Below are 16,231 nucleotides of genomic sequence, written 5' to 3'. Positions count from 1 at the left end.
ACCTACTTCTCGTGACGACAGTCTGTCGAGCGGAAGCACCGCCCCCGGCCGTCGTAGGACCCGTCAGTCGAGGTCCCGCTCGTCGTCCCCTCCGTCGGCCTCCACGGTCGGCCGGTCAGAACTCCACGGTGCACGCAGGTCACGGGTCGCGTCGGCGACGGTGCGCCGGACGACCCGACCGAACCCCACCGCCGCGTAGGCAGCGATGGCGACGAGCACGATAGCCCCCCCGGCCGCCACGTCGTAGACGTACGAGAGTGTCGCACCGGTGGTCGTCGCGAACAGTCCGACGAGGACCGACGCGACGATGGCCCGCCGGAACCCCCGGAGCGAGGAGACCGTGGCGACCGGGATCACGAGCATCGCGGCGACGAGGATGACGCCCATGATCTGCATCGCGCCGACGACGACGACGGCCGTCAGGACAACCAGCAGCAGGTTGTAGCGGCCGACGTGGAGCCCGGCCGCGCGCGCACCGACCGGGTCGAACGTCGCGTAGAGCAGCGGCCGGTAGGCGAGGACGACGACCGTCGTCACCAGCAGCGTCATCGCCAGCAGGATGCCGACGCTCCCGCGCAGGACCGTCGCCAGCGAGCCGAACAGGTAGGCGTCGATGCCGACGGCGATGCCGCCGTCGGTCGCCGTCACCAGCACGCTGCCGACCGCGAACGAGCCCGTCAGCACGACCGCCAGCGAGGTGTCGGTGTAGGTCCCGACGCGGTCGACGAGCAGCTGGACGAGCACCGCCGCGACGACGGCGACCACCAGCGCGGTCAGCAGCGGCGGCACCGACAGGGCGAACGTCGCGTTCACGAACAGGCCGACGGCGACGCCCGCGAACGCCGAGTGCGCGAGCGTGTCGCCGATCATCGCCATCTCCCGGTGGACCAGGAAGCTCCCGACGAGCGGCCCGATGATGGCGATGCAGACCGCCGCGAGGTACGCCCGCTGCATGAACGGGTAGCCGAGCATCTCGACGCCGATGACCGCCGCGAGCGCGTCGAGGAGGGTCCCCCACACGTCGTCGAGGACCCAGTCGAGCAACCCGGCCAGCACGAGCGGCAGTCCGGCTACGGAGAGCGTTCCCCCCGTCATGGGTGGTCGTGCGCGAGCACGTGCTGGTTCCCGCCGTAGGCGTCCGCGAGGGCGTCCGTCTCCACGAACGTCTCCGGGTCGCCGTGGAAGAACAGCTCGCGGTTGAGACAGGCGACCTCGCTCGCGTGGCTCGTCACGACGCCGATGTCGTGTTCGACGAGGATGACCGTGAGGCCCGACGCGTTCAGTTCTGCCAGCAGCTCGTAGAACGCCTCGCGCGACTCGGCGTCGACGCCGACCGTCGGCTCGTCGAGCGCGAGGAGGTCTGCCTCCGCCGCGAGCGTGCGTGCGATGGCGACGCGCTGGCGCTGCCCGCCCGAGAGGCGGTCGACGCGTCGGTCCGCCAGGTCGCGGATACCGACGCGGTCGAGCGCGGACTCGATGGCTCGTCGGTCGTCGTCCGAGAACCGGCCGAAGGGCCGGTGGGGGTACCGCCCCATCCGGACGGCCTCGCGGACGGTCACCGGCATCCGGCCGCCCGTGTGCGTCGCGTCCTGTGCGACGTAGCCGACGCGCTCGCCGTCGGCGAACGAGTGGGCGGGCTCGCCGAACAGCGAGACGCTCCCGGCGTCGGGTCGGCGCAGCCCCACGAGCAGTTCGAGCAGCGTCGTCTTCCCGGAGCCGTTCGGGCCGACAAGCCCGAGGAACGCGCCGGGTTCGACGGCGAGCGAGACGTCCTCGACGACCGGCGTGTCGCCGTACCCGAACGTCACGCCCTCGGCCTCGACGACCGCCATCACGCCTCCAGCGCCCGCTCGAGCGTCGGGCGGTTCACGTTCTCGACGACGTCGACGTAGCCCCAGTCCCGGTCGGCCCAGTCGGCGTGCAGGCCGGGCAGGGCGGTCAACGGCAGCACCTCGGTGGCGTCGGTCTCCGCGACGAGCTGCTCGGCGGCGCGCTGGGACTCGAGCGGGTCCGCACAGATGTACTGCAGGTCGTGGTGTTCGATTACCTCCTGTGCGCGTTCGATGTCCCGCGCCGTCGGCTGGGAGTCGGGCGACATCCCGGTGAGCGCCTCGACCTCGATCCCGTACCTGTCGCCGAGGTACTGGAACGCGTCGTGGCCGGCGACGAGGAGCGTCCCCTTCGACGCGTCGGCGACGGTCGCCTCGAGGTCGGCGTGGAGCGAGTCGAGTCGCTGCCGGTACGCCGTCGCGTTCGACTCGTAGACGTCGGCGTTCGCCGGGTCGACCGCCACGAGCCGCTCGCGGACCGTGTCGACGGCGGTCCGGACACGGAGCGGGTCGAGCCAGAAGTGCGGGTCGAACTCGCCGCCGTGGTCGTGGCCGTCGTCGTGCTGTTCCTCCTCGTGGTGTTCGGTGCCGTCGTGCTCGTCGTCGTGGTGGTCGGTTCCGGTGTGCTCCGTGCCGTGGTCCCCGTCGTGGTGCTCCGCTGTGTGCTCGTCGTGGTGTTCGGTCCCGTGCTCCTCCTCGCCGTCGCCGTGGCCATAGCCGAGTTGGAGCAGGTCGACGTCCGCGCTCGCATCGACCGTCTCGACCCCGGCATCGTCGGCGTCCAGGTCGGTCGTGATGTCGTCGACCCAGGGCTGGAAGCCGGGCATCCCGTGGACCAGCAGCGACGCGTCGCGGATGGATTCCCGGACGCGGGGGCCGGGCTCCCAGCCGTGGCCGTGCTGGCCGACCGGGACGAGGACCGAGGCGTCCGTGGCGTCGCCTGCCACCGCGGCCGCGACCGCGCCGAAGACGAAGAACGACGACTCCACGCCGCCAGACTCGGTGTCGCCGCCTGCGCTCAGTCCGTCGAGACAGCCGGCGACGGCGCTGAGTCCCGCCAGTCCGGTTCCCGCCAGCACTCGCCGTCGAGTGAGTTCTCGCATATTACTAAGATGGGAACTATATTTAATAAGAATTGTGTTTCTCTGTTTCCCTATTGTTAACACCGGCTGGCGGTCCACGACCCCGCTGCAGGGACACCGTTTTGTCCCCGCCCGCGCAACGACGGACCAACCTGACCGATGCACGACCCACCACCGACACCGCCGCTCGCCGACGCACCCGACGCCCTGCTCGACGGCGGTCACCTCTGGCTCCGCGAGCACGTCACCGGGAGCCCGTTCCGGTTCCAGCTCCAGGCCTCGGGCGTGCTCGCCTTCGGCGACGGTGAGCGCGAGTTCGACCACGACGACGTGCCACTGCCGTACGCCCACGCGGTCCGGCACGTCCGCGAGCGCTTCGACCGCGAGGCGTTCCGGGCGTCGGTCGACGACGTGGCGTCGGTGACGTTCGTCGGCGTCGCGGTCGACGGGAGCCACGTCGCCTACGACTGGGCACGCACGCCGTCGTTCCTGGGCACCGAGGTGTACGACGCCGACCACGGCGCGTTTCTGCCACCGGACTCGGTCGCGAGCATCTACGAGGGGCTCGGGCTGGCACCAGTGAACGCACTCGAGAAGGAGGTGCGGGCTGTCGACTTCGACCCGGAGAGCTACCCGTTCCCCGACTCCGACTGGCGCGATGGCCCCGTCGCCGGTGTGTTGCTCGCGGACAAGACCGGCCACCGGGCCGTGCTCAGGAACCCAGCCGTCGAGACCGCTGGCGGACACGAACCGGTGGCCTCGACCCCGGAGGAGCTGGTCGAGCGCCACGTCACCGACCGCTGGCTCGAGGGCGTGGTCGCCAGCGTCGGTGTCGCCGCCGACGAACTCGGCTTCGACCTGCTGTTCGAGCGCGCCGTCGAGGCGCTGGCGCGGGAGCATGTCCGGGCGTTCCACGACGGCTCGGTCGACACCGACGAGTCAGCGGTCCGGAGCGCGATGGCCGACCGCGTCGAGGCGCATCTGGTCGAACGACGGGGGTAACGCTTTTTTCCGCGGCGGTTCGACTACCGCCCGCATTGAACACGTGCTCGCGGTCGACTCGGGCTCGCGTCGCGGTCTGACGCGAGGGTCGGCCGGCTCGCCGGCTGTGGGCACCGTGACGGACCGACCGGAGGGGTCGGCTCCCGGCGCGGCGTCACGCTGATCGGCACCCCGGTTCGCGCGCCCCGCCAGCGTTGCGTGGACCGTTCTCCCGGTTCTCGAACCCGCTAGCGGAGCGCGTGGGACGTTCCGCCCGCCGACCGCCGCCGCCGACGACCCACGTCGATGCACGCTACACCCACGATCCGTCCGCAGTTCCACCAGTCGCACCGCCCGCCGATCCTCACGCGCCCCACCACCGTCGTCTCCGGGCCGACGACGGGAGGTCCGCGATGCCGCTGAGTCGCCACGAACCGGACCTCGCCCTCGGCTCCCGCGTCGACGGCGGCCCGCCGCGCTACGAGTTCCACACCGCCGATGGCCTGTGTTCGCCCGACGCCTTCCGCACCCCTGCACTCGCCCTGCTGGAGGCGTGCTGGGGCGACGACCTGGGTCACCTGCTCGTCCCCCAGGCGAACTACGGCGTCGTCGGCTGCGTCCTCGCCGGTTCCGCCGACGCGGTCACGATGACCGAGACGAGCGCCCGCGCCGCCGCGTGCTGCGAGCGCAACGCCGCCACGAACGGCGTCGACGCGACGGTGTCGACGACCGCACACCCGGCAGACCGCGACGGCGAGTTCGACACCGTCGCCTACGCCCCGAAACCGTACACGCCCGTCGCGGTTGGCAAGCAGCGGGCCGCCAACGCGCTGGCGTCGCTCGCCCCCGGCGGCACGCTCTACGTCGGCGGCAGGACCGAGACGGGACTGGCCCGATACGAGGACTGCCTCGCCGACCTCGCCGGCAGCGTCGAGACGGTCCACGACGGCGACGCGCGCGTCGTCGCGGCGACTCGGCCCGAAACGGTCGACCCGCCCGTGTTCGTCGAGCCCCGCGAGTTCTCGGCCACGGTCGACGGCGTCGACCTCCCGCTCGTCTCGGTCCCCGGCACGTTCTCGGCCGGCCATCTCGACCACGGCACCCGGCTGCTCCTGGAGACCGCTACCGTCGCGGACGACGACCGCGTCCTCGACCTCTGCTGTGGCTACGGCCCGGTCGGTGCGTACGCCGGCTCCGTCGCCGGCTCCGACCTGTGGCTGACCGACGACGACGCGGTCGCGGCCGCCTGTGCCGAGCGCACGCTGGCCGCGAACGGCGTCGATGGGACCGTCGTCACCGCCGACGCGGTGTCGGGCGTCGGGAACCGGCGCTTCGATCGGGTCCTCTCGAACCCACCGACTCACGCCGGGGAGGGCGTGCTCACGGACCTGTTCTCGGGCATCGCACGCGTGTTGGCCCCCGGTGGCTCTGCGACCGTCGTCCATCACCGCGGCCTGGACCTCTCCCGGCAGTTCGAGCGGTTCCGGTCGGTCGAGACGCGGGCGACCGGCACGGAGCACGTGGTTGTTCGACTGTCCGGGGTGCGTTCGTAGCCGGGGCGGGCACCACCCGGTCGCGCCCCGCAGACCACCGGTCCGACCAGCGCGCCCGAGCGACACCATGTGTCGGAAACGTGATGGGCCTGGTTGCCACCACCTGACATGCCATGCAGAATATGCGGGGTAGGGCACCTATACCGTTCATTGAACCGTTCATTGCCACCACACTAAAATAATTGGATGCCCAACTATTCCTCGCCCATGGGGGTGGGCACGATGGATGCAAGCAATGGGGGAATCACGGTGACGAAGTTCGTGAACAGCGCGGAAGGCCAGTCTCGCGACGGCGTCGTCGTCACGTACCGAATCGAGTCGGAACGCGCCGACGACGCGAGGGTCCGGCTCGTCGACGACTGTCTGGAGACCGAGGCGATGGCACGGGGGATCACCTTCCGGGAGGAGCACGACCCGCAGAACTGGTCGGTCGAGGGGGGCCGACTCGTATGGTCCCGTCGCGTGAACGGCGAGAGCCAGCTGCTCACCGGGTACGACGTCCACCCGGACGCGGTCGAGGGCATCGGGCTCGACGCGACGCCGGAGATCGCGTCCGTCGAGACGGCACACCCGATCCTGCACGCCGGCGGTGGGAACGAGACCGACGAGGCCGTTCCCGAGTTCGGGGACGGGGCCGCCGACGAGGGCTCCGAGACCGAGGCGAGTGGCCAGGACGCCGAGACAGATGCGCCCGTCGTCGAGGTCGTCGAACCCGACGCGAGCGACGACGGCGGCGGGACCGCGGCCGGCGAGGACGCGACAGCCGACGCCACTGCGGACGACGGGGGAGACGGCGACGACGCGGTCGACCGCGACGTGGCAGACGACGACGCGACCGACCACGACGACCCGACCCACGATGACGCCCCCGACGACGACCCGACCGACGACGCGATACGGCGGGCGCTCACGAGCGGCCTCGACGACTCCGACACGCCGTCGCTCTACCACCTCCACGTCGAGACGACGTCGGGGGCGACCGCCGAGGACGTCGAACGGGTGCTCCGGTCGCTGGAGAACGCGTTCTACCTGCTCGGGAGCGACCCGGCCCCAACGGCCCTCCGGAACGGGTCGTTCGACCGGACGCTCGACCTGGTCGTCGGTGCACGGCTCGACGCCGAGCCGGTCCGGCGTGCGGTGGCGACGCTCGACCCGGTGACGGCCGTCGAACTGACGCGGGTCGACGAGACCGTGGTCGAGGAGCTCGACCCGGCCGCGCTCGTGATGGCCGCCGGCGACGCCGGCTGTGGCTCGGACGACGCCGGCGAGCGGTTCGCGTCGCTGGCGACCGAGCTCGAAACCGGGTTCAGCGGCGAGTTCGAGACCACGACGCCCGACGGGGTGGCCGAGGCCAGGACGCCCGACATGACGTGGGAGGAGTTCTCGGTCGAGCCCGGCGCGGAGTCGGACCGGCCCGACGCCGCGTCGCGATCCGGGACCGCGGAGCGGGCACGCGCCGACGACGGGCGACTGCTCGACGAACTCGTCGCGGAGCTCCGGACCGGGGTCCCCGAACGCCAGCGCACCGCCCTCCGGCGTGCGCTCGGCGTCGGACCGAAGCCGAGCGTCGCCGTCCGGCTGCGCTACCTGAGCGGCCGGGTGTCGGACCTGGCGGCGTACGCGGACGCCATCGAGGAGTTCATCGACGAGGAGGGCACCGCCCAGCAGGTGCTCGAGGACCTCGACGACCGGCTCGACTCGCTCGAAGCCGAGCACGAGGAACTGGCCGACGAGCTCGGGCGCGTCGAGGGCGACCTCGGGGACACCGAGGCGACCGTCGAGGAGCTCGGCGACTCGCTCGGGGCCGTCGAGGACGCGGTCGCGGAGCTGGAGGACTCGCTGGCGGCCCAGCACGAGCGCCTCGGGGAGAACCGGGACGCCATCGACGCACAGGGGCAGAAGGTCGAGTCGAACGCGGCGAGCATCGAGGAGAACGCCGACGCCATCGCCGAGGGCGAGCGCAACATCGCGCTGAACGCCCGCGACATCCGGCAGAACGCGGCCGGCGTCGAGGAGAACGCCGACGCCATCGCGGAGACGGAGGCGGCCGTCCTCGAGCTCCGCGAGGAGGAGTGTGCGGCCATCGTCGAGCGGCTCGACAGCCTCGAAGCGGCCGTCGAGGACAACACCGAGTGGCGCGAGCGGATGCGCTCTGCGATGGAGTAGCGACTCCCAGACACAGGGCGACTGCTGTACGCTCGCGTCGGGGTGAACCGCGCTCGCAGTGGAGCCCCGCGACCGTAGCCGTGGGAGGCTGTCAGAGCCCCCAGAAGTACACGATTCCGAGGGTCGTCACCACGGTGAGTATCAGCTGCAGCGGGAGGCCGACGCGGGCGAAGTCGGTGAACTTGTAGCCGCCCGGTCCGTACACCATCAGGTTGGTCTGGTACCCGACCGGCGTGAGGAGCGGGGTGCTGGCCGCGAACGTGACTGCGAGCGCGAACGAGAAGGCGTTGAGCTCGAGACGCGTCGCGACCTCCACCGCGATGGGGATCATCAACACGACGCTGGCGGCGTTGCTCACCACCTCGGTGATGAGCGCGGTCCCGAGGTAGAACACGGCGAGGAGGCCGGCCGCCGGGAGGAGCACGCTCGCGGACACGATGCCGTTCGCCAGGAGTTCGGAGACGCCGGCGGATTCGACGGCAATCCCCAGCGGGACGACCCCGGCGAGCAGGAAGATGACGTCCCAGTCCACCGCCCGATAGGCGTCCTCCGGCGTGACGATTCCGGTGAAGAGCATCGCGACCACGCCGGTCAGAGCGCTCACCACGATGGGCAACACCTCCAGCGCGGCCAGGACGACGACGCCGGCGAGAATCCCCAGCGCGACCGGAATCCGTGTCCGGTCGAACTCCTCCCACCGTCCCTCGCCCGAGACGATGACGCCGCGGTCGCTGCGAAGCCGGTCCAGAGCGGCGTCGCTCGTCTGGACGAGCAGCACGTCACTGGCCTCGAGCCTGACGTCCCGGAGACGTTTGCGGATCACCTCGTTGCCGCGCCTGACCGCCAGGACGGTCACGTCGTACTCGCGCTCGAAGCCCGCGATGTCGTCGCGCTGTCGTGCCCACGGCCGCGGAAGCAGGACGACCTCCGTGATCGTCGTCTTCACCCCGGCTTCCTCGTCGGGGTCCTCCTCGGTCGATGCGCCGGCCTCGTCCCCCGACACCGACGGGTTCCACTCGTGTTGGTCGGGCGTGAACCCCTCGGGGAGCGGTTCGTCCCCGTTCTCGGCCGCCTCGAGCACTTCGGGGAGGAGCCGGAGGTGTTCGTCGTCGAGGATCTGTTTGAGCGTCTCCTGGTCCGTCCGGACCGAAAGGACGTCACCGCCCCGAATCCGCTCGGCAGCCAGGCCGTGAACGACCGTTCGGCCGTTGCGCACGAGCTGGAACACGTCGACGTCGAGGTCGGCCTCGGCCAGCGTCCGGATCCGTTCGCCGACGAGCGACGACTCCGGGCCGACGAAGACGTCGGTCAGGTAGTCGGCCATCCCGAACTCGTCGGTTGCCGACTCGGTGGCCTGGATTCTCGCCGGGGTGAGGTATCGACCGACGGTCAGGAGGTAGACGATGCCGACGGCGAGGACGACCGCGCCGAGCTGGGTGAACTCGAACAGGGAGAACGGCTGGGCGTCCGGCCCGCCGACGTCCGCCCAGACGTCGCTGGCGAGGAGGTTCGTCGACGTCCCGATGACGGTCAGCGTCCCGCCGAGCATCGAGGCGAACGAGAGCGGGATGAGCAGCTTCGACGGGGAGGTGTTGGTCCGCCGTGCGAGGTTCGTCACGGCCGGAATCAGCATGGCGACGATGGGCGTGTTGTTGACGAACCCCGCGGGCGGACCAGCGAGGCCGACGATGGAGAGGAGCTGGCGGGTCTCGTCGTCGCCGGCGAACGCCTGCATCTTCAGGGTGAGGATCTGGATGAACCCCGTCCGGCGCACCCCCTCGCTCAGGATGAACATCGCGAGGACGGTGAGCGTCGCGGGGTTCGAGAACCCGGACAGCCCCTCCTCCGGGGACACCCCCGTCCAGGGACCGAGGAGTATCAGCGCCACCATGAGCGCGATGGCGGTGGCGTCGATCGGGACCGGTTGGGTCACGAACAGGACGAGGGTGACGACGACGACGGCGAGGACGACGAGAACGTCTACCGACACGGGAAGTTCGAGCGACGGCAGTTGGGAGAGGACCGCGAGGAACGGGGGGCCAGTCCGCATTACCGATTCCTTCGGAGCCAGCGTAATAGCAGTTGCTCTGGACGGTCAGGGTGGTCTCGCCAGGTCGGGGTCGCACAGCCCCGGGTCCCGACGAGAACGGCGACCGGTCACCCCAGGTCGCTCAACGGAGTCCCTTCGTTTCGCGCCGCGAGGAGACCCAGCGGGTCACGGTGGGCCGGAGTTCAGAGCCCGTACAGCCCCTCGAACTTCTCGCGGGCGTAGTCGACGAAGTACTCGGCGGTCAGCGGCTCGCCGGTCGCCACCTCGACCAGCTCCTCGGTCTCGTAGCGCTGGCCGTGGCGGTGGACGTGCTCGGTCATCCACTCCTGGATGAACTCGAACTCGCCCTCGCGGACGAGCCCGTCCACGTCGAGGTCCTCGCGGATGGCGGCGTCGAGCTGGGCGGCGACGACGCTGCCGAGCGTGTAGCCCTGGAAGCCCGCGAAGCCGGAGGTCCAGTGGATGTCCTGCAGGCAGCCCTCGCTGTCGGTGTCGGGGACGACGCCGAGGTACTCGTCCATCTTCTCGTTCCAGAGTCCGGGGATGTCGTCGGCCTCAATCTCGCCCTGGACGAACGCGCGGTCGATCTCGCACCGGAGGATGATGTGCAGGTGGTAGGTGAGCTCGTCCGCCTCTACGCGGATGAGGTTCTCCGGGTAGATGCGGTTCGCGGCCTCGTACGCCTCCTGGGCGGTGAGGTCGTCGTGGCCGTCGAGGTGCTCCGTGAGCGTCGGCAGGAACGCCTCCCAGAACGGCTTCGTCCGGCCGACGTGGTTCTCCCAGAAGCGGGACTGGGACTCGTGGATGCTGTAGCGCGGCTGGCCCATCGGCTCGGCGTAGCGGTCCGCGCGCAAGCCGAGCTGGTAGCTCGCGTGACCGAACTCGTGGACGGTCGCGGTGAGCGCGTCGAGCGGGTCGTCGGGTCTGTACCGCGTCGTCACCCAGGCGTCGAACTGGTTGCCGGCCATGAACGGGTGCGGCGCGCTGTCGAGGCGGCCGCGGTCGCGGTCGTAGCCGAGGAAGTCGAGCACGGCCTCGCAGAGCGCCCGCTGGTCGGCCTCGGGGTACTCGCCGTCGAAGGGGGCGGCGAGGTCGGTGCCGGACTCCCGGATCTCGTCGACGAGCGGCGGGATCTCGGCGCGGAGCGTCTCGAACAGCTCCTCCATGCGCTCGATGGGCAGCGTGGGCTGGCCGTCCTCGTACAGCACCTCGTACGCCGGTTTGTCGGGGTCGATGTGCCCGGCGCGCTCGACGCTGAGGTCGCGCAGTGTCTCAAGCCGCGGCGCGAACGACTCGAAGTCGTTCTCGGCCTTCGCGTCCTGCCATATCTGCTGGTTCTCGGCGGAGACCTCGGCCAGCCGCTCGACGAGCTCGTCCGGCACCGAGCGGTTGCGGTCGTACTCCCGGCGGATCTCGCGCACGGAGGCGGCCTGTTCGGCGTCGAGGTCGGCGTCCGCGAGGTCGTCCAGCCACGCCCCCACGTCGTCGTCGACGAGGAGCTCGTGGCTGGTCGCCGAGATGGCCGAGAGCTGTTTGGCGCGGCCGGGCGCGCCGCCCTCGGGCATCGTCACCTGCTGGTCCCAGTTGAGGAACATCGACGCCTGCCGGAGGTTCGAGACGCGTCGGTAGCGGTCGAGCAGGTCGTCGTAGGCGGCGGGGCTATCGTCGGCGGACATACTCCGAAGGCGTTCCGGCCGCCTCAAGGAACTCGGGAAAGCGGAAATCGGTTCGGGTGTGACGGTCGTCAGAACTCGCCGGTGACGATGTCCGCGACCCGCTGGCGGTCGAACAGCTCCTCGTCGCCGGTCACGTCCCCGAACTCGTCGGGATAGAGCTGCTGTGCGGCCCGTTCGGTGAGGAACAGGTTCTGGATGGGCCCCTGGTAGAGGAAGCCGCCGCGGTAGACGCGGCCGTTCTGGACCGCCGTCAGCTCCCGGCCGACCGGGTGGTCCTCCATGTACGCGAGGACGGTGTCGCGGAACTCCGATGGCGACTTGCGCTCGTGGCCCCGGACGAGCATGACGTCGGGGTCGATCTCCAGCAGGTTCTCGTAGTCGAGCTCGTTGCGGTTCGAGGTGCTGAGGTTCTCGATGTCGGTGCCGGCGAGGGCGTCGGTGACGCCGAGGTCGCGCCACTGCTTCTTGCTCGTCCCGTTGTCGACGAGACGGTACGGCGAGAACGTCTCGGGCTCCGTGGTCCCCTCGTAGGTGAGGAACACGCTGGGGCGCTCCTCGGCGGGCGGGAGCCGCGTCTGGAGCGACGCCACGAACTCGTCGTGGAACTCGGCGAACGCCTCGTAGCGCTCCGTCTCCTGGAACGGCTGTGCCATCTTCTCGAACGCCTCGTACAGCGTGTAGTAGCGGTAGTCGTGCCACTCGTCGGAGCGCCGGAAGATGAGGTTCGCGAAGAACGGCGCGACGTTCTCGGTTATCTCCTCGACGTCTGCCTCGCCCCAGTCGAACCAGTTGACGAGCATCTGCGGGTCGTACAGGTGGACGTCGGCGTCGAGTGCGTAGAACTGCTCCTTGGTCCGAACCTCCGGGTTCGCCTCGACGGTGCCACGACTGACCTCGACGCCGGGCAGCTCGTCGTAGACGTACGTGTAGTACCGCCCCGCGTTCCCGACGCCGGTCAGCCCGTCCGCCTGGCCGAGGGCGACCGCCATGTCGGCGTAGCCGCCGTCGTAGGCGACCCAGTTCTCTGGGACGGACTCGAACTCGACCTCGCCGACCGGGGCCATCGAGACGGTGTACGGGTCGGTGCCGTCGGTCGTCGTGGTCCCGTCGTCGGTGGTCGTGGCCTCGTCCGTCGGCCTCTCGGTCGGGTCGGCGCTCCCGTCACCGCTCCCGCCGAGACAGCCGGCGAGCAGCGCACTGCCCGCCAGCGTCCCGCCGTAGGTCAGGTACTTCCTGCGCGTCGGTTTTCCACGCGCAACGTGATCTCTGGACATATTGTTTAGGCTCGCCTAAAACGTTTTAACCGTTCCGATTTTTAGGCTGGCCAAAAAGTACGCTGGTACTCGCCTCAGACAGCGCCGTCCGTCACTCGTCGGCCGGCATCCTCGGGGGACGCTCGCGGCCCTCGTCAGCGTCGTCCTCGTGCCGGGCGCGAATCGGCTCCACACGCGGTCCGCGTTCGGTCTGTTCGACCGCGGCGTCGATCCTGAACACGTCCGCGAGCATCGACTCCGTCACGACTTCCTCGGGCGTCCCGCGGACCTGAATCTCCCCGTCCTTCAGCGCGACCATCCGGTCTGCGAGGCGGGCCGCCTGCTCGATGTCGTGGAGGACGACGACGACGGTGATGTCGCTCTCGTCGCGCAGCGTCTCGATTATCTCCATCACCTCGAGCTGGTGGTGGAGGTCGAGGAACGTCGTCGGCTCGTCCAGCAGGAGCACGTCCGTCTCCTGTGCGAGCACCATCGCGATCCAGACGAGCTGCTTCTGTCCGCCGCTGAGGCTGCCGACCTGGCGGTCGCGGAGGTGGCCGACGCCGGCGAGCTCGATGGCGCGGTCGACGGCCCGCTCGTCTTCGGCGGTGACCGTCTCGAAGAAGCCGCGGTGTGGGTACCGGCCGTGGAAGACGAGCTCCTCGACGCTGATGCTCCCCGGCGACGTGCTCTCCTGTGAGAGCAGCCCGAGCTTCTTCGCCATCTCCTTCGTGCCGAGGGACTTGACCTCCCGGCCGTCGAGCAGCACCGACCCGTCGGTCGGCTCCAGCTGGCTCGCGAGCCCCTTCAGCAGCGTGCTCTTGCCGGAGCCGTTCGGCCCGACGAGCGCGGTCACCGCGCCGGGTGTGGCGACCATCGACTCGCCGTCGAGCACCGGTTCGTCCGTTCCCGGGTAGCCGATGACGAGCTCGTCACCCGTCAGCCGTCTCGACTCGCCGTCACCCGCCGGCTGCTGGCTCCGGGTCGACTCGTCCTCGACCTCGTCCCAGTGCTGTCCCGACATCAGATCTCACCCATGTTCTCCTGGCGCCGCATCAGGTAGAGGAAGTACGGCCCGCCGACCAGCCCGGTCACGATGCCGACGGGTATCTGCGAGTCGGCACCGACGAGGACGCTCATCCCGAGCCGGGCACCCACGTCTGCGGCGACCATCAGCGCCGGCCCCGCGAACAGACAGCCGACGACGAGCTTCTTGTAGTCGCTCCCGACGATGTTGCGGACCATGTGGGGGACGATGAGGCCGACGAAGCCGACGATGCCCGCGACGGCGATGCTGGCCGCGGCAGCGAGCACGGCGACCCCGGAGAGGGCGAACCGGACCTTCTCGACGGACATGCCGAGGGACTTCGCGGTGCTCTCGCCGAGCAGGAGGACGTTCAGCTGGCGCGCCCCGGCCAGCGCGAGCAGCATCGCGCCGACGGTCCACGGCAGCGCCATGCGGACCTGCTCCCAGTCGGTGCCGGTCAGCGAGCCGGTCGTCCACGCGATCGCGGACTGGACGACGCCGATGTCCCCCGCGAAGAAGAACAGGCCCGTCTGCAGCGAGTTGAACACGGTCCCGACGATGACGCCGGCGAGCACGAGCCGGACCGGTGAGGTCCCGTTCTTCCAGGCGATGGCGTAGACGACGAGGAACGCCACCGCGCCCCCGGTCGCCGCGATGAGCGGCAGGAACGTCGACAGCCCCGAGAACACGACGAGCGTGAGCAGGATCATCAGCCCGGCACCGGAGGAGACGCCGAGGATGAACGGGCTGGCGAGCTCGTTGCGCGTGACCGCCTGGAAGATGGCTCCCGAGACAGCGAGGTTCATGCCGACGAGCATCGCGACGAACACCCGCGGGAGCCGGATGTTCCAGACGATGAGGCTCCGGCGGTTCATCTCCGGCAGCTCGTGACCGAGGAGGAACGCCTCCCACGCCTGCCGGTTGAAGAGGACGTCCGGGTTGAACACGGCCTGCCACGCCTGGACGATGCTCATGGAGAACGCACCGAAGCTCACCTGCACGAGCGCACCGGCGACGACGACGAGGACGCTCCCGATGCAGAGCGAGAGGAGCGACCCATCGAACCAGCCGAGCAGCTGCTCGCGACGCGGGGTGGTCCCGGTCCCGCGGACGGTCTCGCTCGACATTCAGTCGCCCACCTCCGTGACCCTCCCGTCGTCGAGGTAGGCCTCGACCACCGCGGCGTCCATCGCGTCGAGGAGGTCGTGCTCGTCGTGTGCGGCGACGACTGCCCCCGCGTCGAGGTGTGCCGCGACGGCCTCGTGACCGCCCATCCGCCGCGACTCGACCTCGTCCGTGTCGATGTACGCCGCCTCCCGCTGGTCGAGTGCCTCCCCTCGGACCCGTTCGTACGCCTCGGAGTCGAGCTCGTAGGGTGCGTCCGGGCCGAACTGCTCGTCGAAGTACGTTTCCCAGCGCTCGCGGTCGGCCCACTCGTCGTCGAGTTCGGCCTCCCGGCGCACCCAGTCGACGTTCGCCGCGATGGCCTCCCACCAGCCGTCGGCGATGCGCCGGTCGGCGACAACCCGGCGGGCGACGCGTGCGCCGCGACCGACCGCCATGGCGACCTGCTTGTCCCTCGGACTGGCCGGGGTCACGACGTACAGCCCTTCGACCGGCGTCGTGCCGTCCGTATCAGGGTAATCGGGGTCGAACGACTCGTGCTCCTCACCGTCGTGCTCGTACGTCCGGAACATCGCCCCGTCGTCGTCCAGTCCGCGCATGTACTCGCCGTCGTAGCGCGTCGCCGCGACGACCCGACGGGCGGTGACCGGGTCGCCCTCCTGTGGCGCGACGACGAACCCTACGCCGTCGTCGCGCCGTTCGACCGACTCGACCATGTCGCCGACGAGCTCGCAGCCCGCGTTCTCGGCCTGCCCGTGGAGCAGGTCGTAGAACGTCTCCACGTCGATGCCCATCGGGAAACCGGGGTAGTTCTCCAGGTGCGCACACCGCGCAAGCGAGGAGCGCCCCCGGTCGTAGATGGCCGTGTCGGCTCCCGACCGGGCCAGGAACACGCCCGCCGAACACCCGGCGGGACCGCCACCGACGACGACCACGTCGTGCTCGACGGGGTCGGGGGTGTCCCCCATCATCGGGACCCCAGCCCCGATTCGAGCTGTCGCGTCACCAGTTCGTCGTCGAGCAGGGCGTCGGGGCCAGCGAGATGGACGACCGGACCGTTCTCGACGCGGAGCCACTCGTCGCAGCCCTGGCCGGTCAGCGTCACGGTCTGGCGGGACTCGGGGACGCCGTTCTCGCGTCGCCGGTCGGTACGCCGGCGGACGCGTGTCAGGCTCCCGTCCACCGTGTCCGCACTGCAGACCGCGAGCTGGTACCGTTCGAGGCCGGGGTCGAGCGTCCGGAGCACGGCACGATAGCGGCGGGCGGCATCGCGGGCGCGCTCGGCAGCGTCGAACGTGTCGAACGTCGCCCCGTCGACGGGCTCGGGGCTGGTGCCCGTCTCGCGGCAGGCGACCGCGAACGCGCCGTCCTCGTGGGTGAGCCGTGCGACGTTCTCGCGCTCGTGGCGCAGCGTCGCGACGAGGCCCGCGTCGCACTCGCGCCCCGCCGCGTGGACCGGGTCGTCGACCGGCTCCATCGACTCGGACAT

13 protein-coding genes are annotated in these 16,231 nt (G+C 70.3%); 3 read left to right on the top strand and 10 right to left on the bottom strand.

Translation table 11 applies throughout. From position 1 onward, the window contains the following. Positions 1–63 precede the first annotated feature (63 nt). From NO345_RS08230 to NO345_RS08220, 3 genes are read right to left on the bottom strand one after another with little or no spacing between them, the layout of a single operon-like run. Positions 64–1,095 (bottom strand): metal ABC transporter permease, encoded by a 1,032-nt coding sequence (locus tag NO345_RS08230; RefSeq protein ID WP_256298210.1) that lies wholly within the window; start codon positions 1,093–1,095, stop codon positions 64–66. After that, entirely contained in the window at positions 1,092–1,832 is a 741-nt protein-coding gene (locus NO345_RS08225) for a metal ABC transporter ATP-binding protein (protein ID WP_256298209.1), read from the bottom strand. The genes NO345_RS08230 and NO345_RS08225 overlap by 4 nt, the downstream gene beginning before the upstream one ends. Continuing rightward, positions 1,832–2,932, bottom strand: coding sequence for a metal ABC transporter substrate-binding protein (locus NO345_RS08220; RefSeq protein WP_256298207.1), 1,101 nt, complete (start codon positions 2,930–2,932; stop codon positions 1,832–1,834). The genes NO345_RS08225 and NO345_RS08220 overlap by 1 nt, the downstream gene beginning before the upstream one ends. A 138-nt stretch (positions 2,933–3,070) precedes the next feature. On the opposite strand from NO345_RS08220, the gene NO345_RS08215 reads away from it, so the two are divergent. From NO345_RS08215 to NO345_RS08205, 3 genes are all read left to right on the top strand, one after another. Next, on the top strand, positions 3,071–3,913 hold the full coding sequence (locus NO345_RS08215; RefSeq protein WP_256298205.1) for a hypothetical protein: 843 nt from the start codon (positions 3,071–3,073) through the stop codon (positions 3,911–3,913). A gap of 392 nt (positions 3,914–4,305) precedes the next feature. After that, the gene (locus NO345_RS08210) at positions 4,306–5,445 is read left to right on the top strand and encodes a methyltransferase (RefSeq protein WP_256298203.1); all 1,140 of its coding nucleotides are present in this window, start codon (positions 4,306–4,308) and stop codon (positions 5,443–5,445) included. Positions 5,446–5,667: 222 nt separating this feature from the next. Further along, a complete protein-coding gene (locus NO345_RS08205) occupies positions 5,668–7,611 on the top strand; it encodes a hypothetical protein (protein WP_256298201.1) in 1,944 nt (647 codons plus the stop codon). A 91-nt stretch (positions 7,612–7,702) separates the two neighbouring features. Here NO345_RS08205 and NO345_RS08200 read toward each other — a convergent pair whose 3' ends face one another. The 7 genes from NO345_RS08200 to NO345_RS08170 all read right to left on the bottom strand — a co-directional run bounded on the left by NO345_RS08200 (position 7,703) and on the right by NO345_RS08170 (position 16,231). Continuing rightward, positions 7,703–9,661: an SLC13 family permease gene (locus NO345_RS08200; protein ID WP_256298199.1), complete on the bottom strand. Its 1,959-nt coding sequence runs from the start codon at positions 9,659–9,661 to the stop codon at positions 7,703–7,705. 182 nt (positions 9,662–9,843) lie between these two features. Then, positions 9,844–11,337, bottom strand: a complete 1,494-nt coding sequence (locus tag NO345_RS08195; protein WP_256298197.1) for a carboxypeptidase M32 — start codon at positions 11,335–11,337, stop codon at positions 9,844–9,846. A gap of 68 nt (positions 11,338–11,405) precedes the next feature. After that, positions 11,406–12,611 (bottom strand): ABC transporter substrate-binding protein, encoded by a 1,206-nt coding sequence (locus NO345_RS08190; protein ID WP_256298195.1) that lies wholly within the window; start codon positions 12,609–12,611, stop codon positions 11,406–11,408. A gap of 91 nt (positions 12,612–12,702) precedes the next feature. Next, the gene (locus tag NO345_RS08185) at positions 12,703–13,614 is read right to left on the bottom strand and encodes an ABC transporter ATP-binding protein (RefSeq protein ID WP_256298193.1); all 912 of its coding nucleotides are present in this window, start codon (positions 13,612–13,614) and stop codon (positions 12,703–12,705) included. After that, positions 13,614–14,744 (bottom strand): FecCD family ABC transporter permease, encoded by a 1,131-nt coding sequence (locus NO345_RS08180; RefSeq protein WP_256298191.1) that lies wholly within the window; start codon positions 14,742–14,744, stop codon positions 13,614–13,616. The genes NO345_RS08185 and NO345_RS08180 overlap by 1 nt, the downstream gene beginning before the upstream one ends. Continuing rightward, entirely contained in the window at positions 14,745–15,713 is a 969-nt protein-coding gene (locus NO345_RS08175; RefSeq protein ID WP_256298189.1) for an FAD-dependent oxidoreductase, read from the bottom strand. After that, the gene (locus NO345_RS08170) at positions 15,710–16,231 is read right to left on the bottom strand and encodes a DUF7552 domain-containing protein (protein WP_256298187.1); all 522 of its coding nucleotides are present in this window, start codon (positions 16,229–16,231) and stop codon (positions 15,710–15,712) included. Before NO345_RS08170 ends, NO345_RS08175 begins: the two co-directional genes overlap by 4 nt.

The sequence above is a fragment of the Haloarchaeobius salinus genome, assembly GCF_024464185.1.
GTDB classification, from domain to species: domain Archaea; phylum Halobacteriota; class Halobacteria; order Halobacteriales; family Natrialbaceae; genus Haloarchaeobius; species Haloarchaeobius salinus.
The sequence above is the reverse complement of the archived record's forward strand: the minus strand, read 5'-3'. Positions and strand labels throughout refer to the sequence as shown.